We start from the raw sequence: 24673 nt of genomic DNA, 5'->3' as shown, positions 1-24673 counted from the left end.
AATATGACGTCAGCGCACACCGTCGGGACCACAGAGATCGCCGGGACCATCACGTCCGGCGAGCCTCATCGGCCCCAGCCGCAAACCGGCCTGCCGCGTGGCAAGGACACGCCGCGCGGCTGGGTGCGCCGCTTCGGCGGCCTGCCCGCCGCCGTGCTGCTCGTGCTCGGCTTCGGCCTGCCGCTCGCGGCGCTGGTCGTGGCGGCCTTCGAGGGACATGGTGCGGCGTTCTCGGCCATTGCACTCGATCCGCTGGTGCGCGACGCCCTCGTCAACTCGATGGGTCTCGCCATCGGCGCGGGCACCGTCTCGCTGATCGTCGGTGCGTTGCTCGCCGTCACGTTGGCGCGTCAAACGCCGCGCCGCCGACGCCTCTGGCTCGCGGCCATGGGCGTGCCGCTCGCCTTCTCGGGTCTGGTCATCGCCTACGGCTTCATTCTGGCGTTCGGCCGTTCGGGGTTCGTCACGATGACGCTCGCCTCGCTCGGCGCAGACCCGGCGCGTTTCGGCGCGCTGATCTACACCGCACCGGGGCTCGTCGCCGCGTACGCGTACTACCTGATCCCGCGTGTGGCGCTGATGGTCTATCCCGCCGTCGCCAATCTGGATCGTCGCCCCATCGAAGCCGCCCTTACGCTGGGGGCGACGCCGCTGCGCGCGATCATCGACGTGGCGCTGCGCGAACTGTGGCCGACCCTCGCCGCCGCGTGGTGCCTGGTCACCGCAATTGCCCTCGGCACCTACGGCACGGCGCTCGCGCTGGCCGGTACGCAAATCAACATCCTGCCGTTGCTCATGTTCCTGAAGATGTCGGACGGGCAAACGGATTTCCCTCAAGCTGCCGCGCTGTCCCTCGTCTTGATGGCCGTGTGCAGCGGTGTGCTCGCTCTCGGAGAGTGTCTTGTACGGCGTCATCCTCAATGAGTGGTCGGCTGCGGCCCGCCACGCCCTCGATCAACTGGCCGCCCGGCAGGCGGGCCCGTCGCGTCACGTGACACCCGTGGGCCTCATCGGTCCGCGCGAAGCCACGCCCGCGCAACTCTACGCCGCGCAGTGCATCGGCGAAGCGCTGGCAGCCGCCGGTGTCGCATTGGTGTGCGGCGGCAAGGGGGGTGTCATGGAAGCCGCCTCCGCCGGCGCGTCCGCAGCCGGTGGCATCGTGATCGGCCTGCTGCCCGAGGATCACGCCGGCGACGCCAACCCGCATCTGAGCGTGGCCCTGCCGACCGGGCTCGGCATCACGCGCAACGCCCTGATCGCCCGTGCGTCGATCTGCCTCGTCGCCGTAGGCGGCGGGCTCGGCACGCTCTCGGAGATCGCGCTGGGGCTTCAGTGGCGCAAACCGGTTTTCACCGTCCTCGATGCACCGGCCGTGCCGGGCACAGAGAGCTTCGACGATATCGACGCCCTGATCGTGGCCGTGGCCACGTGGTTGAGCGTCACCGGACTGCCCGGAGGTGACACCCCCGGGTAAGTAACGCCGGCAGTTCAAGACAACCGACCCACACCGGGGAACTGCCGGTGCGTTTTCGTGATGTTCCTGCAATATAAATTTAGGACCACTAATATTATGAAACGTATTCTTCTCGCTGCACTCGGCCTCGGCGGTATGGCCGGCATCATGGCTCCCGTCTACGCCCAAAGCAGCGTGACCCTGTACGGTATCGTCGATGCCGGCGTGGGTTATGCCAGCGGTCAGCGCACGGCCAACTCCAAGGGTGGCGTGGGCGCACCGATCAACTACACCAACGGTTCGGTCTGGGGCTTCGCCAGCGGCACCTGGTCGGGCGATCGCTGGGGTCTGAAGGGTTCGGAAGATCTGGGCGGCGGCAACTCGGCCATCTTCCAGGTGGAAAACGGCTTCAACATCGGTAACGGCACGATGGGCCAGGGCAGCCGTCTGTTCGGTCGCCAATCGTGGGTGGGTCTGCAAAGCGCTACGCTCGGCAAGCTCACGCTGGGTCGTCAGTACGATCCGATCGTCGACTTCGTGGGTCCGATCAGCGCCGGTACGTTCGTAACCGGCATGGGCGCACACCCGGGCGACATCGACCAGCAGGATAACCAGTCGCGCGTGAACAACTCGGTGAAGTGGACCAGCCCGACGTACGGCGGCTTCCAGTTCGGCGCGATCTACGGCTTCGGTGGTCAGCCGGGTAGCGTGAAGAACCAGAACACCTGGGGCTTCGGCGGTTCGTACGCCAGCGGCCCGGTCGCGTTCGGCGTCGGTTACCTGCAAGCCCAGAACTCGTACAGCGCTTCGGGCACGTGGACCGGTTCGTACGACGGCACGTTCGCGTCGTCGATCAACGAAGGCTTCGCCTCGGCCGCCAGCCAGCGCATCATCTCGGCCGCCGGTAGCTACACCTTCGGCGCCACGCAGGTCGGTATCCAGTACGGCAACGTGCAGTACACGCCGGGCGCGCTGTCGACGTTCGCGAGCACCTTCACGTTCAACACGATCGGCGCGACCGTTGCGTATCAGGTCACCCCGGCCCTGCGTCTGGCCGGCGCGTACAACTACACGCAAGGCAGCGACGTAAAGGGTTCGGGCGGTCCGAAGTACCACACGGTGAACTTCGCGTCGTACTACGCCCTGTCGAAGCGCACGTCGCTGTACGGTCTGGTCGGTTATCAGAAGGCGTCGGGCAGCACGCTCGACACCTTCGGCAACGTTGTCTCGGCGACGGCTTCGGTCGGCGACGTGGGCAACGGCATCTCCTCCGCCACGGCGACGCAGACGTTCGTGCGCGTGGGTGTCCGTCAGACGTTCTAAACGTCTGAACGGATTGCAGTCGTAGCACCGTTGTACAGGTAGGGTCACGTTGGACTGTCCCCCGCCGCCCCACGGCGGGGGACTTGAGTCTCACCTCGGGGACTTCGCGAGAACCGGATCGGCACGCATCGTTGTGGACATGGTGTGGCGTTGCATGACGGACCGGCTCACCCTTGGGCACGCTTTCGCACACCCCTCGCACGGCCTTGCCTCAAGCCGTGCCGTGCGCCGGCGTGCCGCTTTTTTTCTCGTCTCCGGCAGACGATTGGCTTATCCTTCAGGCTTTCCACCCGCACACTCGTGACCGGAGAGGCCAGCAAGGTGCCACGTCAAACCGCCCAGCCGACTGTCGAAACGCTCGCCGAACAGGGGCCCGCGCCCCGCTACTTGCAGCTCAAGCAGTTCATCTGCCGTCAGATCGACACCGGCGCCTGGCCGCCGCATCACCGCGTGCCGTCGGAAAACGAACTCGTCGAGCAGTCCGGCGTGAGTCGCATGACGGTCAACCGTGCGCTGCGCGAACTTACGGCCGAAGGCCGGCTCGTGCGTATGCAGGGCGTCGGCACGTTCGTGGCCGAGCCGAAGTCGCACTCGCCGCTGCTCGCCGTGAACAATATCGCCGACGAGATCTCCGAGCACGGGCACCGCCATCGTGCCGAAGTGAAGCTGCTGCGCGAAGAACTGGCCGGCCCCGAGCGGGCGCTCTCGATGGGGTTACAGGAGCGTGAGAAGCTGTTCCATTCGGTGATCGTCCATTATCAGGACAACATCCCGGTGCAGATCGAAGACCGCTTCGTCAATCCGGCACTCGCGCCGAACTACCTCGAACAGGACTTCACCAAGCGCACGCCCAACGCCTATCTTCAGCGCACCTCACCGCTCACGTCAGGCGAACACGTCGTGGAGGCCGTGACGGCCACCCCGGACGAAGCGCAGATGCTGCAAATTCAGCGCACCGAGCCGTGCCTGCTGATTCGCCGACGCACATGGTCGGGCAAACGGGTCGTCTCGGTCGCCCGTCTGCTGCATCCCGGTTCGCGCCACCGCCTCGAAGGCCGCTTCGGCGACGCCGAGTGATCGCCTGCCCGCGCGGCTCGCACTGCTGAGCCAGCCGCGCATTCTTCCGTTAGCGCCACAAACCTTCCCCGTCATCGCTGTCACCCACCGGGTTCGTGAAAACCCTAGTTCACGATTAGTTGTATATACAATACTGTACAAGCCATCATCCGCTCAGAACCAAGGGAATCACTGTGAGCCAATTCACCCGATATCGCGACGTCACCATCCGCGCCCCGCGCGGCACGCAGCTCAACGCCAAAAGCTGGCTGACCGAAGCGCCGCTGCGCATGCTGATGAACAACCTCGACCCGGATGTCGCCGAGAATCCGAACGCGCTCGTGGTCTACGGTGGCATCGGACGCGCCGCGCGCAACTGGGAATGCTTCGACAAGATCGTCGAAACCCTCAAGACGCTGGGCGACGACGAAACGTTGCTCGTCCAGTCGGGCAAGCCGGTCGGCGTGTTCAAGACCCACGCCGACGCCCCACGCGTGCTCATCGCCAATTCGAACCTCGTGCCGCACTGGGCCACGTGGGAACACTTCAACGAACTCGACGCCAAAGGTCTGGCCATGTACGGCCAGATGACCGCCGGTTCGTGGATCTACATCGGCAGCCAGGGCATCGTGCAAGGCACCTACGAGACGTTCGTGGAAGCCGGCCGTCAACACTACGGCGGCAACCTGAAGGGACGCTGGGTGCTCACCGCCGGGCTGGGCGGCATGGGCGGCGCGCAGCCGCTGGCCGCCACGCTGGCCGGCGCTTGCTCGCTGAACATCGAATGCCAGCAGACGAGCATCGACTTCCGTCTGCGCACGCGCTACGTCGACGAGCAGGCCAAGGATCTCGACGACGCGCTGGCCCGCATCGCCAAATACACCGCCGACGGTCAGGCCGTCTCCATCGCGCTGTGCGGCAACGCCGCCGAGATTCTGCCGGAGCTGGTGCGTCGCGGCGTGCGGCCGGACATGGTCACCGACCAGACCAGCGCGCACGATCCGCTCAACGGCTATCTGCCGATCGGCTGGACGTGGGACGAATACCGCGAGCGCGCCCGCTCGAAGCCCGCCGAGGTCGTGAAGGCCGCCAAGCAATCGATGGCCGTGCACGTGAAGGCCATGCTGGACTTCAAGGCGATGGGCGTGCCGACGTTCGATTACGGCAACAACATCCGCCAGATGGCCAAGGAAGAAGGCGTGCAGAACGCGTTCGACTTCCCCGGCTTCGTGCCCGCGTATATTCGTCCGCTGTTCTGCCGTGGCGTGGGTCCGTTCCGCTGGGCCGCGCTCTCGGGCGATCCGCAGGACATTTACAACACCGACGCCAAGGTCAAGGAACTGATCCCGGACGACGCGCATCTGCATCGCTGGCTCGACATGGCACGTGAGCGCATCAGCTTCCAGGGGCTGCCGGCGCGCATCTGCTGGGTCGGCCTCGGCCTGCGTGCAAAGCTCGGACTGGCGTTCAACGAAATGGTACGCTCGGGAGAACTCTCGGCGCCGGTCGTGATCGGCCGCGACCATCTGGATTCCGGCTCGGTCGCCAGCCCCAATCGCGAAACGGAAGCCATGCGCGACGGCTCGGACGCCGTCTCCGACTGGCCGCTGCTCAATGCGCTGCTCAATACCGCCAGCGGCGCAACGTGGGTGTCGCTGCACCACGGCGGCGGCGTCGGCATGGGCTTCTCGCAGCACTCCGGCGTGGTGATCGTGTGCGATGGCACCGATGCCGCTGCGGCGCGTATCGCCCGCGTGCTGAACAACGATCCGGCCACCGGTGTGATGCGTCATGCCGACGCCGGCTACGACATCGCGGTCGACTGCGCCCGTGAGCACGGCCTGAACCTGCCAATGCTGAACACGGCGAAGTAATCCCGTCAGGCATCGCCACCCAATTCAAAAGCAAGACGAAGACAAGACACCCCCGACTATGTCGAATCAAGGAATTCCGTCCATGGCACAACTGTTCGTGACGCCCGGCGCCCTCACCCTGGCCCAACTTCGCGACGTCTATCAGCACCCGACCACCCTCACGCTCGACGAGAAGGCCTATGCGGCCATCGACAAGAGCGTGGCCTGCGTCGAAGGGATCGTGGCCGAAGGCCGCACCGCCTATGGCATCAACACCGGCTTCGGTCTGCTCGCCTCGACGCGCATCGCTCACGAGGACCTCGAAAACCTGCAACGCTCGCTGGTGCTGTCGCACGCCGCCGGGGTGGGTGCACCGCTCGACGACGCCCTCGTGCGTCTGATCATGGTGCTCAAGATCAACAGCCTGGCGCGCGGGTTCTCGGGCATTCGCCGCAAGGTCATCGACGCCCTCGTCACGCTGGTCAACGCCGAGGTCTACCCGCGTATCCCCCTGAAGGGCTCCGTTGGCGCATCGGGCGACCTCGCCCCGCTCGCCCACATGTCGCTGCTGTTGCTGGGCGAAGGTCAGGCGCGCTATCGCGGTCAATGGATGAACGCCCGCGAAGCGCTGGCGGTCGCCGGTCTCGAACCGCTGACCCTTGCCGCCAAGGAAGGGCTGGCACTGCTGAACGGCACGCAAGTCTCGACGGCTTACGCACTGCGCGGTCTGTTCGAAGCGGAAGATATGTATGCCGCCGCCAGCGTGTGCGGCGCGATGACGGTCGAGGCGATGCTCGGTTCGCGCGCGCCTTTCGACGCGCGTATCCACGCGGCGCGGGGTCAGCGCGGTCAGATCGACGCCGCAGCCGTCTTCCGTCATCTGCTGGGCGAGACGAGCGAAGTGGGCCAGTCGCATGCGAACTGCGAGAAAGTGCAGGACCCGTATTCGCTGCGTTGCCAGCCGCAGGTCATGGGCGCCTGCCTCACGCAGATCCGTCAGGCGGCCGAGGTGCTCGCCGTCGAAGCCAATGCCGTGTCGGACAATCCGCTCGTCTTCTGGGAACAGGGCGACGTGATCTCCGGCGGCAACTTCCACGCTGAACCGGTCGCGATGGCGGCCGACAATCTCGCGCTGGCGCTGGCGGAAATCGGCGCGCTGAGCGAGCGTCGCATCTCCCTGATGATGGACAAGCACATGTCGCAATTGCCCGCGTTTCTGGTGGCCAATGGCGGCGTGAACTCCGGTTTCATGATCGCGCAAGTGACGGCCGCCGCCCTCGCGTCCGACAATAAAGCCTTGGCACATCCGGCCAGCGTTGATAGTCTCCCGACCTCGGCCAACCAGGAAGACCACGTCTCGATGGCCCCGAACGCCGGTAAGCGGCTTTGGGAGATGGCCGATAACGTCAAGGGCATCATCGCGATCGAATGGCTGAGCGCCGCTCAGGGCCTGGATTTCCGCGAAGGTGTGAAGTCCACGCCGGCCCTCGAACGCGCACGCGCCCTGCTGCGCCAATCGGTTCCGTTCTACGATAAGGATCGCTATTTCGCCCCGGACATCGAGGGGGCGAGCGAACTCATTGCACAACGACAACTGAGCGCACTCGTGCCCGCCGGTACGTTGCCGAGCCTCTGAGTCACCGAGCCAGTCGTTTGATTCCCGCCCTGCCGGGGCGAAACGAACAGTGATTCGCGCTCCGGCGTTGTGGCGTACCGGGTTGCCCCCTCGTATGCCGGCCCTTTCAGTTCGCTGACGGGGCCGGTCGACGTACCACCCGATTTCCCTTGCCGCCCGTGTCTGCGGGCCGGCCTACTAGGTCTTCAGGAGACAGCTTGAAAAACCTGCAACGCAATCTGAGCGCGCGGCACATCCGCTTTCTGGCGCTGGGCTCTGCCATCGGCACCGGTCTGTTCTACGGGTCGGCTTCGGCCATCCAGCTCGCCGGACCGGCGGTCATTCTGGCGTACATCCTCGGCGGTGCAGCCGTCTATATGGTGATGCGCGCCCTTGGAGAGATGGCCGTGCGTCAGCCGGTAACGGGATCTTTCGGGCGCTACGCCCGTGACAACCTCGGCCCGCTGGCGGGATTCCTCACGGGCTGGACCTACATTCTCGAGATGGTCATCGTCTGTCTGGCGGACGTGACGGCGTTCGGCATCTACATGGGGTTCTGGTTCCCGGACGTTCCCCAATGGATCTGGGTGCTCGGCATCGTGATGCTGATCTGCGGCCTGAATCTGTGCAACGTGAAGGTCTACGGCGAGATGGAGTTCTGGCTGGCGCTGGTCAAGATTCTCGCCATCGTCGCCATGATCGTGGGTGGCGGCGTGATTCTGCTGACCGGCGTGCAGATGCACAGCGAACATGCCCCGGCAGTGAGCAATCTGTGGGCGCACGGCGGCTTCCTGCCGAATGGCTGGGGCGGACTGGTGGCGTCGCTCGCGGTCGTGATGTTTGCCTATGGCGGCATCGAGATCATCGGCATCACGGGTGGCGAAGCGAAGAATCCCGAGACCGTGATTCCGCGCGCGATCAACGCTGTGCCGGCCCGCATTCTGCTGTTCTACGTGCTGACGATGTGCGTGCTCATGGCGATCTTCCCGTGGACCGGTATCGGCAGTCAGGGTAGCCCGTTCGTGCAGATCTTCTCGGGGCTCGGCATCAAGTCGGCGGCGGCAATTCTCAACGTCATCGTGATTTCGGCGGCCATCTCGGCCATCAACAGCAACATCTTCGGCGCGGGCCGCATGATGTTCGGCATGGCCGAACATGGTCAGGCGCCGGCAATCTTCTCGGCGACTTCGCGTCACGGGGTGCCGTGGGTCACGGTGCTGGTGATGACGGCCGCGCTGCTCGGCGGCGTGGTGCTCAATTACCTGATCCCGGAAGGCGTGTTCCTCATCATCGCGTCGATTGCGACGTTCGCCACGGTCTGGGTGTGGCTGATGATTCTGCTCTCGCAGGTCGCGATGCGCCGCCGTCTGTCGGCCGCGGAAGTCGCTGCGCTGAAGTTCAAGGTGCCGCTGTGGCCCGTCGCCCCGGCACTGGCCATCGCCTTCATGCTGTTCGTGATCGGGGTGCTCGGCTATACGGAAGACACGCGCGTCGCGCTCTATGTCGGCGCCGGCTGGATTGCACTGATGTCGGCGGCGTATCAATTCGGCGTCAAACCCAAGGAAGCGCAACTGCGCAACCAAATGCGTCTGGAATAAGACCCACATGAAACGTACCTACTGGAAGCACTGCCACGTTGCGACCCTGCGCGACGGCCGCTACAACACCATCGAAGACGCCGTGATCGTCACGCACGGCAAGCAGATCGAATGGGTTGGCCCGCGCGGCGAGCGCCCGGCTTCCGGCGCGGATGAATGCATCGATCTGAACGGGGCCTGGGTCACACCCGGTCTGATCGATTGCCATACGCACCTGGTGTTCGGCGGCAACCGCAGTCTGGAGTTCGAGCAACGTCTGCAAGGCGTGAGTTATGCCGAAATCTCGGCAGCCGGGGGCGGCATCAAGCACACGGTGCGGCACACCCGCGATGCGACCGAAGACGCCCTCTTCGCCTCGGCCCGCAAGCGTCTGCTCGCCTTGATGCGCGACGGCGTGACTACCGTCGAGATCAAGTCCGGTTACGGGCTCGATCTGAACAGCGAGCGCAAGATGCTGCGCGTGGCGCGCCGGCTCGGGGAAGCCCTGCCGGTGACCGTGAAGACGACGTGTCTGGCGGCTCACACTGTGCCGTCCGAATTCGCGGGCAAGGCCGACGAGTATGTGAACTACGTCTGCTCGGAGATTCTGCCGACGCTGGCCGAGGAACGTCTGGTCGACGCCGTGGATGCCTTCTGCGAGACCATCGCGTTCTCGCCCGCACAGGTCATGCGCGTGTTGCTGCGCGCACAGAAGCTGAAGTTGCCCGTGAAGCTGCACGCCGAGCAACTCTCACCGCTGGGCGGGTCGAGCATGGCAGCCGAGTTGGGAGCGTTGTCGGCAGATCACCTCGAGTACATGACGGCCGAGGATGCCGCCGCGATGGGCCGTGCCGGCACGGTCGCGGTGCTGCTGCCCGGGGCGTTCCACATGTTGCAGGAGACGCGGCGTCCGCCGGTGGATCTGCTGCGTCGTCATGGTGTGGATATCGCGGTGGCGTCGGATCTGAATCCGGGGACATCGCCTGCGTTATCGCTGCGTCTGATGCTCAACATGGCCTGCACGCTGTTCGGGCTGACGCCCGAGGAGGCGTTGGCGGGGGTCACACGCAACGCCGCCAAGGCGCTCGGCATGCTCGACACCCACGGCACGATCGAAGCCGGGAAGACGGCGGATTTCGTTGCCTGGGAGATCGAGCGACCGGCAGAGCTGGCTTACTGGTTGGGCGGTGAGCTACCGTCGCGAACGGTGCGCCACGGCGAGTTGCGTGATCTTGCATCCGTCTGATCCGGCCAACAGGAGATATTTTCATGGTGACTTCATTGAAGCCGGTGGTCGGCAATACGTCGGACGGGCCGGTATGGCAGGGACGCACGGACGCCGGTGAGCGCGGCGACACCCGCCGTCTGTTCAACGTGGTGCGCGAGATCGATGCGCGCGCCGAACGCCCCGAGAGCGGCGCGCCCGTGCTGCTGGGCTTTGCCTGCGATGCCGGCGTGAAGCGTAATCAGGGGCGCGTCGGCGCGTCGGACGGCCCGCAAGCCATTCGTCGCGCGCTGGCGAATCTTCCAGCGCACGACATTGCGTGTTTGTACGACGCGGGCGACGTCACGTGCGAAGGCGATGCGCTCGAAGCCGCGCAACAGGCGCTCGCCGATGCCGTACGCCGTCAGCTCGACGCTGGCGCGAAGCCGGTCGTGCTCGGCGGCGGGCATGAGATCGCGTGGGGAACGTGGCAAGGTCTGCGGGCGCATCTCGACGCACAGGACGACCGCTCGCGCGTCTTGATCCTGAATCTCGACGCGCATTTCGATCTGCGTACGGCGCGCCCGGGCACGTCGGGCACCCCGTTCGACCAGATCGCCCACGCGTGCGAAGCGGCGGGATTGCCGTTCGCTTACGCCTGCCTCGGCGTGAGCCGTCTGAGTAATACGGCATCGTTGTTCGAGCGGGCAGATGCGTTGAACGTCACGTACGTCGAAGACACGGAGATGCAGGACCGGCATCTCGAAGCGCGTCTGGCGCAGATCGATGCGCTGATGGCTGACGTCTCGCACGTCTACCTGACGATCGATCTCGACGTGCTGCCCGCGCCCGTCATGCCGGGTGTCTCGGCACCAGCCGCTTATGGCGTGCCGATGCCGGTCGTCGAAGCCATCGTCACGCACGTGCGCCGCTCGGGCAAGCTTCGCGTTGCCGATCTCGCCGAGTACAACCCGCGTTTCGACGCCCAAGGGACCGGGGCGCGTGTGGCAGCGCGTCTCGCTTATCGGTTGCTGTAACACCGGCGACATCATCGGGCCCGGGAGGGAGGTCATACCTTCCGGGGCTTCTCCCGGGCCTTGTGCTGCCGCCCCCGCCTGACCCGCCTCCCACGCCCACAGTCAGACGGACCGAGGCCCCATTCCGCCTCTCAGACATAGACCCAACTCGATTCGGAACGGGGCCTCGGTCCGTCCCTCTCTATCCCCTCAGTTTCTCTCTCCCACCGTCTTTGCATTCGCGTCGATTTCATCTGTCGAGACGAACTTCGTTCGGTCGTGCGCGTTTTGCCTCCGAAATTCCCACGGCCTAATACAAAGTATTAGTTTTACTTAACTTCGTTTTGTTTTAGCGCCTTCCATCCCTACAATCGCCAGAAATTCTTATACCGATTCACCGCCGCGCTTCAGGAAAGCCGTTCTCACCCCCTGATACGCGTGCGCCGGACTGGAGACATGGCGATGAAAAAGCGCGCAGACCTCGACGTCAGATCGTTGCGGATCTTCGAAGCCGTAGCCTCGGCTGGCAGCCTCTCGGGCGCCGCCGAGACGCTCGGCGTCACGCAATCCGCCATCTCGCAAGCCATCGCCCAGATCGAACAAACGGTCGGCACACGTGTGCTCGACCGCTCGCGCCGCCCGCTCAAGCTCACCCCGGCCGGACTCGCGCTCTCGCGTCACGCCCGCCAGATCGTGGACGATATGGACCGGCTCATCGCTCAGGTGCAAGACGCTGACGTCGCCAGCCGCGCCGCCGTGAGGGTCGGCATGATCGATTCGTTCGCAGCGACGGTCGGACCGTCCATCGTGCGGCAGATGTCCGGGAGCACCAGCGAACTGCTGCTCTGGTCAGGCCTCGCCAACGGTCATGCACAGGCCCTGCTCGCCCGTCAGTTGGACCTGATCGTCACGAGCGACCCCATGCACGACATGGAGCGTCTGGTGCGCCGTCCGATTTTCACCGAGCCGTTCATCGTCGTGGTGCCGAAGTCTCGCGAGGCCGATCTCGCGCAGGCCGACCTGAGCGAACTGATCCGCTCGATGCCACTGATTCGCTTCTCGGGACGCTCTCACTTCGGCGCCGTGATCGAGCGCCATTTGCGCCGCACCGGTCACTCGCCACGCATGCACCTCGAAATCGACACGTCAGACGTTGTGATGTCGATGGTCGCCGCCGAGGTCGGATTCACGATCGCTACGCCGCTCTGCCTCTTGCAGGGCCGCGCATCGCTGCCCCAGGTCGCCGCGCTGCCCCTGCCCGGCCCCGCTCTCTCGCGCACGATCTACCAGGTCTCGCGTGAAGGCGAGGTCTCCGAGATGGCGTCGCAATGCTTTCTGGCCGGTCGCCTCGCGCTCGCGCAGGAGGCCTTCCCGGAACTACGCCGCGTGATGCCCTGGCTGGGCGAGCGCCTGGCGTTGTGCTGATCCACCGCCCGGGGCGCCGGGCCAGATGACCTTCACCTGAAGCGCGCCCATCGTGCAAATCGAGTATTCAACGCGAATAACACAGCCTACAAAGGAGACACGCATGAACCTCTCACGACGCAAATTCCTCCATACCAGCGCCGCTCTGTCGGCGGCCGCTGCCGCAGGAGGCATGACGCTGCCGGGCATGGCCCGCGCCGCAGACGCCACCACCGTCCAGTACGGCGGCTCGGCATGGCTCGGCCACTATCCGGCCTATCTCGCCATGAAGTCGGGCGCGCTTGCCGCCGCCGGCATCGACCAGCAATGGCAGGCGTTCGGCACGTCGTCGGCCCGCATGAGCGCCGTGCTATCGGGCGGCATCGACATCGCCTGCACCGGCATCGTGTCGGCCCTCGCGCTGATGGCTCGCGGCTCGAAGCACTTCTCCATCGTGGCGGTGCCCGAGAGTTTCGGGAAGGTGGAAGGCCTGTTCGTGCGCGACGGCGTGAACTCGCTGCAAGACCTCAAGGGCAAGAAGCTCGGCGTGACGTTCGCGTCGAGCGCGCATTTGCTGGTGCTGGATCTGCTGGGTAGCGCCGGACTCTCCAACGATGTGACGGTGCTCAACGTCCCCGCCCCCGAAATTCCGGGCGCGATCCAGTCGGGTCAGATCGACGCCGCAGCAGCCTGGACGCCGCAGTTCAACCGCATTCGCGCCATGACGGGCATGAAGCTGCTGGCCGACGACACGCAGTTCTCGCTCTACAAGAAGTACAACGTGACCCCGGGTCCGGACGTGCTGATCGTGCGCAACGCGTGGGCCGAGAAGAATGGCGACGCCGTGCGCAAGTACCTGAAGGTGTATTTCGATGCCTGCCAGACACTGCGCGACAAGCCCGACGACGCCGCCCGCTCGCTGATCGGCCTGACCGGCATGTCGGCGCTCGACCAGATCGAGACGATCAAGGGCGCCGAATGGTACAGCCTCGCGCAACAGACGCAACTGCTCAAGTCGCCGGGCAGCTACGTCGACGGCCTGCAACGACTGGCCGAAATGCTCGTGACTTACAAGCAGATCGACAAGGCGCCTGCGGTGCGTCAGTGGATCAACACGTCGTATCTGTAAGCATTCGCGCACCGGTGCGCTGGCATGGCGTACCGGCAAACGCCTGAGGAGTCTGATTGTGAATCATCGTCAACCGTCCCGCGCCACGTTGCTGGGTGTGGGGTTTGCGTCCGTAGTCGTGTTCCTGCTGGCATGGGAAGCGGCCTGCCGCACCGGGATCGTCGATCCCCTGTTCCTGCCGCCGCCGTCGGCCGTCGCGGAACGCATCGTCGCCATGATGGCCGACGGCTCACTGCTCTCGAACGTGCTGGCGTCCACCCGGCGGGTGATGACGGGCTTCATCGCGGCCACTGTCGTTGCCATTCCGCTCGGCATCGTGCTGGGTACGTCGAGCTACGCGCGCGCCGCGTTCGATCCGATCCTGTCGTTCCTGCGCCCGCTGCCGTCGATGAGCTGGATTCCGCTCTCGCTGCTGTGGTTCGGCATCTCCGAGACGCAGAAGTACAGCATCGTGTTCATGGGCACGTTCGCCCCGGCGCTGGTCTATGTGATCGAAGCCACGCGTAACGTCGACCCGCTGCTGATCCGCGCCGCGAAGAATCTGGGCGCGAGCAACTGGCAGGTGATGCGCGAGGTGATTCTGCCCGCGAGCCTGCCGCAGATCCTCTCCGGTCTGAAGATCATTCTGGGGCTGTCGTGGACGTGCGTGATCTCGGCCGAACTGGTCGCCGCCCGCGAAGGACTCGGCTTTCTCATCATGAACGGCAAGGAGTTCTTCCAGACGGAAGTCGTCGTGCTCGGCATGGTGATGATCAGCGTCACGGTGCTGGTGACGGATATCGTATTTCGCGCCATCGAGCGCAAGGTGTTGAGGTGGCAAGCATGAACGATCGTATCGATTCCCAAGCCGGTGCACAGACCGCTACGACCACTCAGGCGGCATCGGGCGCCACGTCCAGAGGCGAGTCGGACACGATGATCGCCATCGATGGCGTGTCGAAGCGTTACGGCGACTTCCAGGCCCTTGAGCGGGTGGACATGAACATCGAACGCGGCGAATTCGTGGTACTGCTCGGCGCGTCCGGATGCGGCAAGTCGACGCTGCTCAACCTGATTACCGGTTTCGACGCGCCGACCACCGGCCAGATCCGCGTGAACGGCCGCGAGGTCAAAGGCATCGATCCGCATTGCGGCATGGTGTTCCAGCAGTACGCGCTGTTCCCGTGGCTGAGCGTGCTCGATAACGTCGCCTTCGGTCTGAAGATGAAAGGGATCGACAAGGCCACGCGCTACGCCACGGCACGCCGCTATATCGAGATGGTCGGCCTGAAGGGCTTCGAAGATCGCTATCCGAAGGCGCTCTCCGGCGGCATGCGTCAGCGCGTGTCGATTGCGCGCGTGCTCGCCAACGATCCGGACGTCATTCTGCTCGACGAGCCGTTTGCGGCGCTCGACGCCATGACGCGTCAGGTGTTGCAGGAAGAACTGCTCCAGATCTACCAGAAGAGCGGCAAGACGATCGTGTTCATCACGCACTCGATCGACGAGGCGCTGATGCTGTCGACGCGCATGGTCATCATGAGCGCGCGGCCGGGTCGCGTGGCCTGCGATCTGCCCAACGATCTCCCGATGCCGCGCGACGCACAGGTGCAGCTTTCGCCGCGCTACAACGAACTCAAATCGCAAATCTGGAACACGGTGCAAACCGAAGTGATGCGCAGTCTCGAGAGTCAGGCGGCATAACAACGCGAGACGCCGGACTCCGGCGCCACTGGCGACGTCGCTCCCCAAGCCACCTTCGGCAAGCCCCCGCATTTCTATTGTCATGTCCAATCAAGTCACTTCCTCCCGCCACGTGCGGGATACGTTCCCCGCTTATCAGGCGGGCGCCGGCTGGAACGCCCTGCTGCCGGCACGCGCGCCGCATACGCAGGCGCCGGCCGGGCACAGCTTCGACGTCATCGTCATCGGTGCGGGCTTCACCGGGCTGGCGGCGGCGCGTCGCGTCGCGGAGCTTCGGCCGGACGCTTCGGTGCTGGTCGTCGACGCCACCACCGTCGGTAACGGTTCGGCCGGGCGCAACTCGGGCTTCCTTATCAACCTGCCGCACAACACCGGCATGGGCGGACACGGCAGCCCGGTCGAAGTCGCGCGCAAGCAGATCCGTCTGTACGACATCGGGCTGAAGTGGCTTCACGAGCTGGTGACGACACACGGCATCGATTGCGGCTGGAATCCCGTCGGCAAATACCACGCGGCCGCAACGCCCGATGGCGAACAACGGCTGCGCGACACACTGGCGCAATACCGCGACTGGGGGGTGACCTACCGCGAACTGTCGCGCGACGCCTTACGCAGCGAAATAGGCACCGACTATTACGGGTACGGCTATCACTCCGATAACAATGTCTTCGTGCAACCCGCGGCCCTCGTGCGCGGACTGGCGGACAGCCTGCCGGCGAATGTCCGGTTGTGGGAAAACGAGCCGGTCGTAGCGCTCGATGGTACCGGGCCATTCACGGTGACGACGGCATCGGCGCAGTTGCGTGCCGGTCAGGTCATCGTGGCGAACAACGGGTTCGCCCGCAAGCTGGGGCTGGCGCGCGATCGCGTCTTCACCATCTACACGTACGCCGCGATGACACCCGCCCTGTCTGCCGACGAACTGGCCAAGCTCGGTCCGGCGCGTGAATGGGGCGTGATTCCGGCGAACCGGCTCGGCACGACATTGCGCAAGACGCTCGGCGGCCGCTTCATCGTGCGCAGTGCATATTCGTACGAGAAGGAGCGCCCGATGGCCGACGTCGACGCGATGCTCACCGACGCTTATCAGCGGCGCTATCCCCAGATGGCATCGCACAAGTTCGAGCATGTCTGGGGCGGTGTGACGGCGCTCACCCGTAACGGGGCACTTTACTTCGGCGAGGTGCGCAAAGGACTGTTCACGTCGCTCGGGTGCAATGGCGCGGGCGTGCTCAAGGGCAGCATGTTCGGCAAGCTGCTCGGCGAGATGGCCTGTGGCCACCATTCGCCCGAGCTGGCCGACGCGCTGGGCTTCGAGCGCCCCACGTGGCTGCCTCCGGAACCGATCCGGCGCATGGCGATCGTCTCCGCGATCCAGTATCAGAAGCATCGGGCGGGGCGGGAGCGATGAGGCTGACGAGCGCTTGCGGCATGCGTCGGTATTGCTGTCACACGTGATGAAACGCTGGATAACGGCTGTCCAGCGTCAGCCTCGGCGAATTGCTACACTGGCTCCCGAGCGGCATTTGCCGCGTTTTTTCCGACAAAGGCAGCCTGATGTACATCGTCGAACTGACATATCTCCAACCTGTAAGCGCCGTTGACGTCCAGCTCGAAGCGCATCGCGCGTTTCTTTCAACGCAATACGAACGCGAAGTCTTCATTGCGTCCGGCCCGAAGGATCCGCGCGATGGCGGCATCATCATCGTCTCCGGCAAGGTATCGCGCGAGGAACTCGACGCGATCATCGCGCAAGACCCGTTCCACATTCACGGGCTCGCCAGTTACCGCGTCATCACCTTCAATCCTGTCAAGTTCCTTCCGCAAGTCGCCGGTCTGCTCTGAGCGGGTAATACGGCCCGCGCATCACCAGAAAGGCGATGTGCGGGGCGCTTCATTTCTGATGAAAAGCGATCATTAAGCCGAAATTCACTAGCTCTCTTGCCTACAACGATGAAGCAGAAGATCAGCCCGGCTAACTCCCAAGGTGACCGGGCCCGAACCCTTGCCCTGCTCCGCGCGCTTGCCCCCGAGGAGGGATACAACCTCACGGCACTGCCGAGCGTTCGTATTCTTCGTTCCGATCGGAAGCTCTCACGCACGCCGGTGCTGTACGACCCGGGCATCGTGATCGTCTGTCAGGGCAGAAAGCGCGGCTACTTCGGCGACCGGCTTTATCAATACGACGAGGATCATTATCTGGCCGTGTCGGTCCCCGTCCCGTTCAGTATGGAGACGGACGCGACACGCGACCGGCCACTGCTGGCGCTCTATCTGCATCTCGACTTCACGATGGCCGCCGAATTGGCCGCGCAGATCGACCGCGAAGGCACGGCCCGACACGAAGCGCCGCCGCAGAGCATGATGTCCACACCGATGGATGCCCCGATGCGGGGTTCCGTGCTGCGCTTTCTCGAGGCCATGAGCTCACCGCTCGAAGCCGCCGTGCTCGGACAAGGTCTGCTGCGCGAAATCTACTTCCGGGTACTGACCGGCGCGCAAGGCGGCGCCATGCGTGAAGCGCTGGCGATGCGCGGGCAATTCGGCCGCATCGGCCGGTCGCTGCGTCTGATCCATGCCGGATATGCCGACCCGCTCGACGTCACGCAACTTGCCGAAGAGGCTGGCATGAGCGTTCCAAGCTTTCACAGTCATTTCAAGGCCATCACGCAGGTCTCGCCCATGCAGTACGTGAAGTCGACGCGGCTGCATCAGGCGCGCTTGCTGATGGTGCGTCAGGACCTGACGGCGGAAGCCGCCAGCCACGCCGTGGGCTACACCAGCGCGTCGCAATTCAGCCGGGAGTTCAAGCGCCTCTTCGGCGCGACGCCCGCCGCCGAAACCCGACGCATGCGCGAGAGCTTCGCCATTCCTGCCGCGTTTGCCGATGCGATTTACGTGTCGTCGCATTGATGACGAAAGCGATGGCTCTCGCCGGTCAACGACGGGGTCCACGGCGTCTGTTTCCATGAATGCGGGGGGCTAACAGAACAACAGAACTAAAGAAAACGGGCCGAATCCTGCTTTGGTGCAGAACTCAGCCCGCAGTCAGCCGGAAGTCAGCTTGAAGCCGCTCGGCACCGCCCGGCGATGCCGGGCGTTTTCGGGAATGTCCAGTCTTGCTGGCCCGGCAATTGACCGTCATGCGCCTTTGTACAGCGTCATGTTCAGGTAGTCGATCTCACCCGACGTGGCAGCGCTTTGCAGTTCTTTCTTGACTTGTGCCGTGGTGAGCGACGGGCCGTTGTCCGGCATCCAGTGAGCGGCCGAGACGGCGTTGCCGGTGCTCGTCAGGACTTGATCGGTGCCAGCGGCGTAAGCAGCGCCAGCGGTGCCGAGGGTAGCGAGCGAAACAGCGATCAGAAGGGCTTTCATGGTAAGACTCCAGAGAATTTAAGGGTAAGTAACGTGCGAGCGCTTCAGGTTCGGTGCTGGCATCTGCCTGGCTGCCGTGCGCCTGTTGCGCCGCCGTTGAAACCATTAGACTCCCCGGACGTATCTGCCATTTGTCTGACGAGGCGCTTATTGCAATCGTAAGTACCCGCAACGACGTCAGACAAACTTCGATACAAACGCCCGGTCGATACCTCGCTGATTCGTCGCTGATTCGTCGCTGATTCTTCGCTGATTCGTCGCTGATTCTTCGCTGATTCTTCGCTGATTCTTCGCTGATTCATCGATTAAGCCTTGAGCGAAAGCCGTGCTTCCAGGCCGCCGCCCTCACGATTGCGCAACGTCAGCGTGGCATCCATCGCCTGCGCCAGTTGACGCGCAATCGCCAGCCCCAGCCCCGTGCCGCCCGTGTGACGGTTGCGCGACGTCTCCAGTCGTACGAACGGCGCAAAAACCCCTTCCAGCATGTCCTCGGGAATCCCCGGGCCGCGATCCGCCACGATCACGTCAATGCCATCGGTGCGCTGGGTCACCGCGAGATGCGCAACGTTGCCGTACTTGAGCGCGTTATCGACGAGGTTACCCACGATGCGGCGCAAGGCCTGTGGACGCGTCACGATCGGGTGACCGATCTGCCCTTCCAGCGTGACCGGAGAGCCGGCGTCCACGTAATCGCACACGAGGCTGTCGAGCAACGCGTCGAGGTCGACCTTGCGCGGCGCTTCCGACGCACCGTGCAAGGTTCGCGCATAGGTCACGCCTTCCTTGACGAGTGACTCCATCTCCTTCAGATCCTGTTGCAGACGTACCGCCGCCGTCTCGTCGTCCATCGTGTCGACGCGCAGCCGCATGCGGGTAATCGGTGTCTGCAAATCGTGGGAGATGGCCGCAAGGATCTGCATGCGCTCGGTCATGTAACCGCTGATACGCTCCTGCATCGCGTTGAACGCACGCGCCGCGCGCGCGACTTCGGACGGACCGTCCTCCTTCAAACGCTCGGCGCGCAAATCCGGCCCCAGGGCATCGGCCGCTTTCGCGAGCGCGTTCAGCGGACGCGTCGCCAATCGCACCGCCAGCCAGCAGCATGCCGCGATCAGCACCAGTTGCAGGCCAAGCATGGCGGGCAACCAGCCGGACAGCGGTAGATTCGGCGTGGGAAACACGTCGATGGTGAGCGGCGATCCGTCACTCAGCCGCAAATGCGCCTGAAGCCGCTCGGCTTCGCCCGGCACGCTATCGACCGTCACCGGATATGACACCCCGATGGATTCCTCGATCACGCGCGCCACCTGCATCGCCGCGCCTTCATCGGGCTTGCCGCCGGGCACGCCCGTGCCGAGTTCGAAGCGGTAGCTGCGCCGCGCCAGACGCGGCAGCCACTGCGCCCGTTCGGCCGCCGGCAAGTGATCGAGCAACGCGACCGAACTCGCCACCTCGCTCTCGATGTACACGCTCATCATGTTCGACGTCACGCGGTTGCGCTCGGTCATGGTGAGCCAGAACGAGAGTGTCTGCGAGAGTGCGAGGCCGATGAAGAGGATGAGGGCGAGCCGCGCGAACAAGGAGCGTGGCCAATGCCAGTTCAGGAGTCCGGGCGTCAGGACCGGCGGCGAGGTGGTTGTCATTCGGGAGCGGAGACGACGGTGACCGCTGCGCAGAATACATAGCCTTCGTTGCGCAACGTCTTGATATAACGAGGCTCACGCGCGCCGTCGCCCAATCGCTGGCGCAAACGGCTGATGAGCAGGTCGATGGACCGATCGAAGGCGTCGGCCTGCCTGCCCTGCGTGAGGTTGAGCAACTGGTCGCGCGTGAGCACGCGTTGTGGATGATCGAGCAGTACGCGCAGCAGCCGGTACTCCGCACCGCTGAGCGCCACCTGCGTGCCATCGGTGTCGAGCAGATGACGGGCCGTGGTGTCGAGCTGCCAGTCGCCGAATGCGAGCACTTCGGCCGTCTCGGTGATCTGCATCCCCGGCGGCAGCATGCGCGTGCGGCGCAACACCGACTTGATGCGCGCCAGCAGTTCACGCACAGCAAAGGGCTTGGCGAGGTAGTCGTCGGCGCCCATCTCCAGCCCGACGATCCGGTCGGTTTCTTCGCTGCGCGCGGTCAGCATGAGCACCGGCACCGCCTTGAACTTGCCCGCCCGAAGCTCGCGGCACAGCACGAGGCCGTCGTCGCCTGGCAGCATCAGGTCGAGCACGATGAGGTCGGGGGCGCCGTCGGCCAGCACCGCGCGCATCTCGCGCCCGTTGGCCGCCGTGCTCACGCGCATGCCGTTCTTCTCGAGATACTCGGCGAGCAGTTCCCGAATCCCACGATCGTCGTCGACGATCAGCACATGATCGATTTTTTCCATGCGGATGATTATAGCTACGCGCGTTGCGGCATACGGCCCTTGCCATCCCCGGATAAGGGGGGATCCTTGCGACGCCGGCCGCGTTCCGTTTCCGGCAGCACACGGCGGCTCGCCGGGGCGAGATCGCACTGCAACGGGTGCACGGCCTCCACGCTCAGGCCGCCCGCCAGAAATGCCAGCACGCTGAGCAGGCGTCTCATGCGTCCCCCACCACGGAGAGTTTCTGCCCGTCGGCCACCGAAGCCTCCAGCGCATACGGATCGACACCTTCCAGACAACCGATGTTCGCGCGCCACATGCCGGGCATGGTGCGCGAGGCATGGAACGGGTAGATGCCGCAATGCTTGCAGAAGTAATGCTTCGCCACCCGGGTATTGAACTGGTAGCAAGTCAGGTCTTCCGCGCCCGACAGGATGCGCAGACTGGCTTCGGGAAACGCAGGCGTCATGAGCGCGCCCTTGCGACGGCACAGGCTGCAATTGCAGCGGGCGGCCGGCTCGATCGGCGTGACGACCTCAAAGCGGACGGCCCCGCAGTGGCAGGAACCCTGAAATACCTCAGAAGACCGCTGGGACGACATGGGAGACGACATTGGGGACGACATGGATCAACTCCAGGTGGGTCCGCACCGGCGGCGCGGTCGATGACCGCTTTATAGCCTAATCGTTTCGCCTGTTTGTATCACTGTGTATCTGGACGGCGCTCCGATACACGACATTGCCGAAATGCGGCTTTTTGCACACATGACAGATACGCCCGGGCAGTGAAATACGGCTACCGGCTCACTTGAACCCACGTAGCCCGATTCACCCAACTAGCCCAACTAGCCCAACCCGCCCATTACACAGCCTCAGGAGAAAACTGCCATGTTGACCATGCTCAGAAGCGCCTTCGTCGCCCTCGCCCTCACCGGCCTCGCCGCTTGCGCCCCGTCGCAGGCGCGCCCCCTCGCAGGCGGAGCCGCCCCCGAGTTCACCGGCATCGACAACTGGCTCAACAGCCAGCCGCTCACCATGCAGCAACTGCGCGGCAAGGTCGTGCTGGTCGACTTCTGGACGTACTCGTGCATCAACTGCATCCATACGCTGCCGTACGTGAAGCAATGGCACGAGAAGTACAAGGATCAGGGATTGGTCGTGGTCGGCGTGCACACGCCGGAGTATGCCTACGAGCGTGATACGAAGAACGTGCAAGACGCGATCCGTCGTTTCGGCATTACCTATCCGGTCGCACAGGACAACCGCTACGCCACGTGGAAGGCTTACGACAACCTGTACTGGCCGGCGTTCTACCTCGTCGACAAGTCCGGCAAGATCGTCTACACGCACTTCGGCGAAGGCGATTACGACAAGACGGAAGCGGCTATCAAGGCGCAGTTAGCCGCGCCGCAGCCGTAAGGAAGGAAAGAGGAGAAGAGCGTTATGGGAATCGCCGGGAATAGGCGATTCCCATAAGCCGAAAACCACCTGTTTGCGAGACATTGTGTGGATCGCCACATTTTGCTGGAGGCAATATGCACAGTATTCGATCCGGTTCAGCGGTGCCACCGATAGAGACCCATCCGGTGGTCGACACGCCGAGCGACAGCGCGGCAGTCGTTACGCTCACCATGAGACTGGCCGAGGCGACATCCGCCAGCGCAGACATGGGGCAGCCGTGGACGCCGGATGACGACGCCTGGGACGCGCTCGGTCAGCTTAACGCCCATGCCAGGGGACTCGGGCCGACTCAGGCGATGACGTTCAAAGCCGCGTTACGCCCACTCCTTCCGGCGTACGATCCCCTCTCGCACGACGTCGCGCTCTTGCATGACGTCATCGACAATTGCTTCGGACCCAATAAATCCCCGATCGTCAGCTATCTCGCTGACACTGTCCATGACATGCTGCATTTGCCGAATCTGACGATTTGCGAGGCGGGAGACGCTCAGCCAAACTCCCAGACATTCAACAGCGTGCTACCGCTGTTCGCGATGGCAGCGTACGACTATGGGCGACTAGGCCGAACACTGCTCTGGCATGGCGCGTGCACCCTGTTTCGCGGGACGAATCCGTCATGCTCCGACGCGAGACGGGATGCTTTCAAAACGGTGATCTTTTCGTTCCCGAATCCCCCTTTGAACGGTAAAGTCGCATTAGTTCATCTCGCCGAAATCTATCAGAAACTGGATGTCTTGGGCGTCTACGAATCGTAGGTATTCCGGCGCGGCGTCCTCAGCTTGCCGCCAGCGCATGCTGCGCGCACAGCGCGTCGAAATTCTGGGCGAGATCGGCCAGCGAGATCGCACCTAGCCGGGCGATCAGGATGGATTCGGCTTCGCGCAACGCGCCGTCGAGCGCCGCATTCACCGCGCGCTCGACGGCACATTCCGGGTTGTCGCTTTCCACACCGATGGCGAAGATGTTCGGCCCGCCGACAGCGCGGTGAATGTCGAGCAACGTGACCTGACGCAGATCGCACGCGATCGTCCAGCCGCCGCCGTGGCCCTTGTCGGAGCGCACGTAGCCCGCGTCGCGCAGCCCGGCCATCGTCCTTCGGACCACTACCGGGTTCGTTCTCAGCATCTGCGCCAGTTGCTCGGAGGTGAACGGCGCATCGTGCCGCGCCATGTGCAGCAGCACGTGCAGCATGCGAGACAGTCGGCTATCGCTTCTCATTGTTTCCTTTCATCGCTGGTTCTGGTCACGCTCCTCGAACGTCGAGCGCCTGACGCGCAAACCAGGCGTGGATCAGGCCACTCTGGAAGAAACGCACCGGCACGTCGAAACCGCCTTCGCGGAGGATGTCGTCCATCGCCTCGGGCGGCACTACCGCCACCTGCGAGCCGTAGATGCCCCGCGCGCGCTCACGCGCTTCCGGCGACACCGACATCATCTCGAACCATACCTCAAGCAAGCGACTTCCGGCGACGGATGTCATGTCGCACGCCAGATCCGCGCTCGCGAGATAGCCACCGGTGCGCAGCCGTCTGGCAATCCCCCGGAAGAAAGCGCGGCGCTCGACCGGGTCCGTCACGAACTGAGAGACGAGAATCGACGTCGCGGCATCGAACGGTGCGCTCTCGCGCAGCGAATCGAGAAATCCCTCATGGAAGCGACAGCGCGACGCAATCCCCTGCGCTTCGGCCTTGGCCCGAAAGACGTCCAGCATCGGCCCGGACGGCTCCACCGCCGTGAAACGCCAGTCCGGATGACGCTCGGCGAGGTAGAGAATCTCTGCCCCCGTGCCGGCACCGACACTGAGTACGTGCGCATCGGCCGGCAACGGCGCGAAGACATTGTCGAGCACCAGTTGCATCGCGTCGCGCAGGGGCGCCATGGCGCGCCACGTCTGGTCGTACGTGGCGGCGTGCTGGTCGAACATCGCGATGGTGTCTTGTTGCATGGCTCAACTCCCGAGATGGATTGGCGTTATTCGTAACTTTTGATGTTTCATAATGCCATGTAACGCCCCTCGGGAGCAAGTGCCGCGGACGGTATGGCTTGAAGGTCTGCCAGCGCGGGTATCGGGCCGCCCCCGTTGAAAATGAGGAGCCGCCCTAAATATTGGCGTCTGAAGGTCGTTAATGCTGTTGATCGCCCCGGTTTCCTTACCGGGGCTTACAA

At 64.2% G+C, this 24673-nt stretch carries 25 protein-coding genes; 18 read left to right on the top strand and 7 right to left on the bottom strand.

What is annotated here, in order from left to right; translation table 11 throughout:
* Positions 1-3: 3 nt before the first annotated feature.
* The 16 genes from C5N93_RS23530 to C5N93_RS23455 all read left to right on the top strand — a co-directional run bounded on the left by C5N93_RS23530 (position 4) and on the right by C5N93_RS23455 (position 18226).
* Positions 4-924 (top strand): ABC transporter permease subunit, encoded by a 921-nt coding sequence (locus C5N93_RS23530; protein ID WP_242561127.1) that lies wholly within the window; start codon positions 4-6, stop codon positions 922-924.
* Positions 902-1474 (top strand): LOG family protein, encoded by a 573-nt coding sequence (locus C5N93_RS23525; protein WP_069342942.1) that lies wholly within the window; start codon positions 902-904, stop codon positions 1472-1474. The genes C5N93_RS23530 and C5N93_RS23525 overlap by 23 nt, the downstream gene beginning before the upstream one ends.
* A gap of 135 nt (positions 1475-1609) precedes the next feature.
* The gene (locus tag C5N93_RS23520) at positions 1610-2776 is read left to right on the top strand and encodes a porin (protein WP_242561396.1); all 1167 of its coding nucleotides are present in this window, start codon (positions 1610-1612) and stop codon (positions 2774-2776) included.
* Between the two features lie 321 nt (positions 2777-3097).
* A complete protein-coding gene (gene hutC, locus C5N93_RS23515) occupies positions 3098-3853 on the top strand; it encodes a histidine utilization repressor (protein ID WP_069342995.1) in 756 nt (251 codons plus the stop codon).
* Between the two features lie 173 nt (positions 3854-4026).
* Positions 4027-5706 (top strand): urocanate hydratase, encoded by a 1680-nt coding sequence (gene hutU / locus C5N93_RS23510; RefSeq protein ID WP_242561126.1) that lies wholly within the window; start codon positions 4027-4029, stop codon positions 5704-5706.
* An 82-nt stretch (positions 5707-5788) separates the two neighbouring features.
* On the top strand, positions 5789-7321 hold the full coding sequence (gene hutH, locus C5N93_RS23505) for a histidine ammonia-lyase (protein WP_150720262.1): 1533 nt from the start codon (positions 5789-5791) through the stop codon (positions 7319-7321).
* 197 nt (positions 7322-7518) lie between these two features.
* A complete protein-coding gene (locus C5N93_RS23500) occupies positions 7519-8898 on the top strand; it encodes an amino acid permease (RefSeq protein ID WP_242561125.1) in 1380 nt (459 codons plus the stop codon).
* Positions 8899-8905: 7 nt separating this feature from the next.
* Positions 8906-10123, top strand: a complete 1218-nt coding sequence (hutI, locus tag C5N93_RS23495) for an imidazolonepropionase (RefSeq protein WP_069342947.1) — start codon at positions 8906-8908, stop codon at positions 10121-10123.
* Positions 10124-10146: 23 nt separating this feature from the next.
* Complete coding sequence (gene hutG / locus C5N93_RS23490) at positions 10147-11118, top strand: formimidoylglutamase (RefSeq protein WP_242561124.1); 972 nt, start codon at positions 10147-10149, stop codon at positions 11116-11118.
* A 441-nt stretch (positions 11119-11559) separates the two neighbouring features.
* Entirely contained in the window at positions 11560-12522 is a 963-nt protein-coding gene (locus C5N93_RS23485) for a LysR family transcriptional regulator (RefSeq protein WP_083253977.1), read from the top strand.
* A 103-nt stretch (positions 12523-12625) separates the two neighbouring features.
* Entirely contained in the window at positions 12626-13630 is a 1005-nt protein-coding gene (locus C5N93_RS23480) for an ABC transporter substrate-binding protein (protein WP_242561123.1), read from the top strand.
* Between the two features lie 58 nt (positions 13631-13688).
* Positions 13689-14456, top strand: a complete 768-nt coding sequence (locus C5N93_RS23475) for an ABC transporter permease (protein WP_069342951.1) — start codon at positions 13689-13691, stop codon at positions 14454-14456.
* Positions 14457-14545: 89 nt separating this feature from the next.
* Positions 14546-15313 (top strand): ABC transporter ATP-binding protein, encoded by a 768-nt coding sequence (locus C5N93_RS23470; RefSeq protein ID WP_242561395.1) that lies wholly within the window; start codon positions 14546-14548, stop codon positions 15311-15313.
* 82 nt (positions 15314-15395) lie between these two features.
* A complete protein-coding gene (locus tag C5N93_RS23465) occupies positions 15396-16724 on the top strand; it encodes an FAD-dependent oxidoreductase (RefSeq protein WP_242561122.1) in 1329 nt (442 codons plus the stop codon).
* A 146-nt stretch (positions 16725-16870) separates the two neighbouring features.
* On the top strand, positions 16871-17158 hold the full coding sequence (locus tag C5N93_RS23460) for a YciI family protein (RefSeq protein WP_150720268.1): 288 nt from the start codon (positions 16871-16873) through the stop codon (positions 17156-17158).
* A 108-nt stretch (positions 17159-17266) separates the two neighbouring features.
* Entirely contained in the window at positions 17267-18226 is a 960-nt protein-coding gene (locus C5N93_RS23455) for an AraC family transcriptional regulator (protein WP_242561121.1), read from the top strand.
* A 228-nt stretch (positions 18227-18454) separates the two neighbouring features.
* On the opposite strand, the gene C5N93_RS23450 is transcribed toward C5N93_RS23455, so the two are convergent.
* From C5N93_RS23450 to C5N93_RS23430, 5 genes are all read right to left on the bottom strand, one after another.
* Positions 18455-18688: a hypothetical protein gene (locus C5N93_RS23450; protein ID WP_069342958.1), complete on the bottom strand. Its 234-nt coding sequence runs from the start codon at positions 18686-18688 to the stop codon at positions 18455-18457.
* A 305-nt stretch (positions 18689-18993) separates the two neighbouring features.
* Positions 18994-20331, bottom strand: a complete 1338-nt coding sequence (locus C5N93_RS23445; protein WP_242561120.1) for an ATP-binding protein — start codon at positions 20329-20331, stop codon at positions 18994-18996.
* Entirely contained in the window at positions 20328-21068 is a 741-nt protein-coding gene (locus C5N93_RS23440; protein ID WP_069342960.1) for a response regulator, read from the bottom strand. Before C5N93_RS23440 ends, C5N93_RS23445 begins: the two co-directional genes overlap by 4 nt.
* Positions 21069-21082: 14 nt before the next feature.
* On the bottom strand, positions 21083-21268 hold the full coding sequence (locus C5N93_RS23435) for a hypothetical protein (RefSeq protein ID WP_242561119.1): 186 nt from the start codon (positions 21266-21268) through the stop codon (positions 21083-21085).
* Positions 21265-21648, bottom strand: coding sequence for a GFA family protein (locus tag C5N93_RS23430; protein ID WP_242561394.1), 384 nt, complete (start codon positions 21646-21648; stop codon positions 21265-21267). The genes C5N93_RS23435 and C5N93_RS23430 overlap by 4 nt, the downstream gene beginning before the upstream one ends.
* 286 nt (positions 21649-21934) lie before the next feature.
* Between C5N93_RS23430 and C5N93_RS23425 the strand changes: the two genes are divergently transcribed.
* Both C5N93_RS23425 and C5N93_RS23420 read left to right on the top strand, forming a co-directional pair.
* Entirely contained in the window at positions 21935-22465 is a 531-nt protein-coding gene (locus tag C5N93_RS23425) for a thioredoxin family protein (RefSeq protein WP_242561118.1), read from the top strand.
* Positions 22466-22581: 116 nt separating this feature from the next.
* Positions 22582-23262, top strand: coding sequence for a hypothetical protein (locus C5N93_RS23420; protein ID WP_242561117.1), 681 nt, complete (start codon positions 22582-22584; stop codon positions 23260-23262).
* 19 nt (positions 23263-23281) lie between these two features.
* On the opposite strand, the gene C5N93_RS23415 is transcribed toward C5N93_RS23420, so the two are convergent.
* Both C5N93_RS23415 and C5N93_RS23410 read right to left on the bottom strand, forming a co-directional pair.
* Complete coding sequence (locus C5N93_RS23415) at positions 23282-23725, bottom strand: Rrf2 family transcriptional regulator (protein WP_242561116.1); 444 nt, start codon at positions 23723-23725, stop codon at positions 23282-23284.
* Between the two features lie 25 nt (positions 23726-23750).
* Positions 23751-24452, bottom strand: coding sequence for a class I SAM-dependent methyltransferase (locus C5N93_RS23410; protein ID WP_242561115.1), 702 nt, complete (start codon positions 24450-24452; stop codon positions 23751-23753).
* Positions 24453-24673 lie beyond the last annotated feature (221 nt).

The organism is Pandoraea sp. LA3, assembly GCF_022696215.1.
Taxonomy (GTDB): domain Bacteria; phylum Pseudomonadota; class Gammaproteobacteria; order Burkholderiales; family Burkholderiaceae; genus Pandoraea; species Pandoraea capi.
This window is presented reverse-complemented; position numbering and strand designations above follow the sequence as displayed.

Excerpts from the sequence above, each read along its gene's own strand:
- C5N93_RS23445 (WP_242561120.1), bottom strand. The coding sequence starts at position 20,331 with ATGACAACCACCTCGCCGCCGGTCCTGACGCCCGGACTCCTGAACTGG.
- C5N93_RS23465 (WP_242561122.1), top strand. The coding sequence starts at position 15,396 with ATGTCCAATCAAGTCACTTCCTCCCGCCACGTGCGGGATACGTTCCCC.
- C5N93_RS23415 (WP_242561116.1), bottom strand. The coding sequence starts at position 23,725 with ATGAGAAGCGATAGCCGACTGTCTCGCATGCTGCACGTGCTGCTGCAC.
- C5N93_RS23520 (WP_242561396.1), top strand. The coding sequence starts at position 1,610 with ATGGCCGGCATCATGGCTCCCGTCTACGCCCAAAGCAGCGTGACCCTG.
- hutH (WP_150720262.1), top strand. The coding sequence starts at position 5,789 with ATGGCACAACTGTTCGTGACGCCCGGCGCCCTCACCCTGGCCCAACTT.
- C5N93_RS23430 (WP_242561394.1), bottom strand. The coding sequence starts at position 21,648 with ATGTCGTCCCAGCGGTCTTCTGAGGTATTTCAGGGTTCCTGCCACTGC.
- C5N93_RS23440 (WP_069342960.1), bottom strand. The coding sequence starts at position 21,068 with ATGGAAAAAATCGATCATGTGCTGATCGTCGACGACGATCGTGGGATT.
- C5N93_RS23485 (WP_083253977.1), top strand. The coding sequence starts at position 11,560 with ATGAAAAAGCGCGCAGACCTCGACGTCAGATCGTTGCGGATCTTCGAA.
- C5N93_RS23455 (WP_242561121.1), top strand. The coding sequence starts at position 17,267 with ATGAAGCAGAAGATCAGCCCGGCTAACTCCCAAGGTGACCGGGCCCGA.
- C5N93_RS23450 (WP_069342958.1), bottom strand. The coding sequence starts at position 18,688 with ATGAAAGCCCTTCTGATCGCTGTTTCGCTCGCTACCCTCGGCACCGCT.
- hutG (WP_242561124.1), top strand. The coding sequence starts at position 10,147 with ATGGTGACTTCATTGAAGCCGGTGGTCGGCAATACGTCGGACGGGCCG.
- C5N93_RS23530 (WP_242561127.1), top strand. The coding sequence starts at position 4 with ATGACGTCAGCGCACACCGTCGGGACCACAGAGATCGCCGGGACCATC.
- C5N93_RS23480 (WP_242561123.1), top strand. The coding sequence starts at position 12,626 with ATGAACCTCTCACGACGCAAATTCCTCCATACCAGCGCCGCTCTGTCG.
- hutI (WP_069342947.1), top strand. The coding sequence starts at position 8,906 with ATGAAACGTACCTACTGGAAGCACTGCCACGTTGCGACCCTGCGCGAC.
- C5N93_RS23425 (WP_242561118.1), top strand. The coding sequence starts at position 21,935 with ATGTTGACCATGCTCAGAAGCGCCTTCGTCGCCCTCGCCCTCACCGGC.
- C5N93_RS23460 (WP_150720268.1), top strand. The coding sequence starts at position 16,871 with ATGTACATCGTCGAACTGACATATCTCCAACCTGTAAGCGCCGTTGAC.
- C5N93_RS23470 (WP_242561395.1), top strand. The coding sequence starts at position 14,546 with ATGATCGCCATCGATGGCGTGTCGAAGCGTTACGGCGACTTCCAGGCC.
- C5N93_RS23420 (WP_242561117.1), top strand. The coding sequence starts at position 22,582 with ATGCACAGTATTCGATCCGGTTCAGCGGTGCCACCGATAGAGACCCAT.
- C5N93_RS23410 (WP_242561115.1), bottom strand. The coding sequence starts at position 24,452 with ATGCAACAAGACACCATCGCGATGTTCGACCAGCACGCCGCCACGTAC.
- C5N93_RS23435 (WP_242561119.1), bottom strand. The coding sequence starts at position 21,268 with ATGAGACGCCTGCTCAGCGTGCTGGCATTTCTGGCGGGCGGCCTGAGC.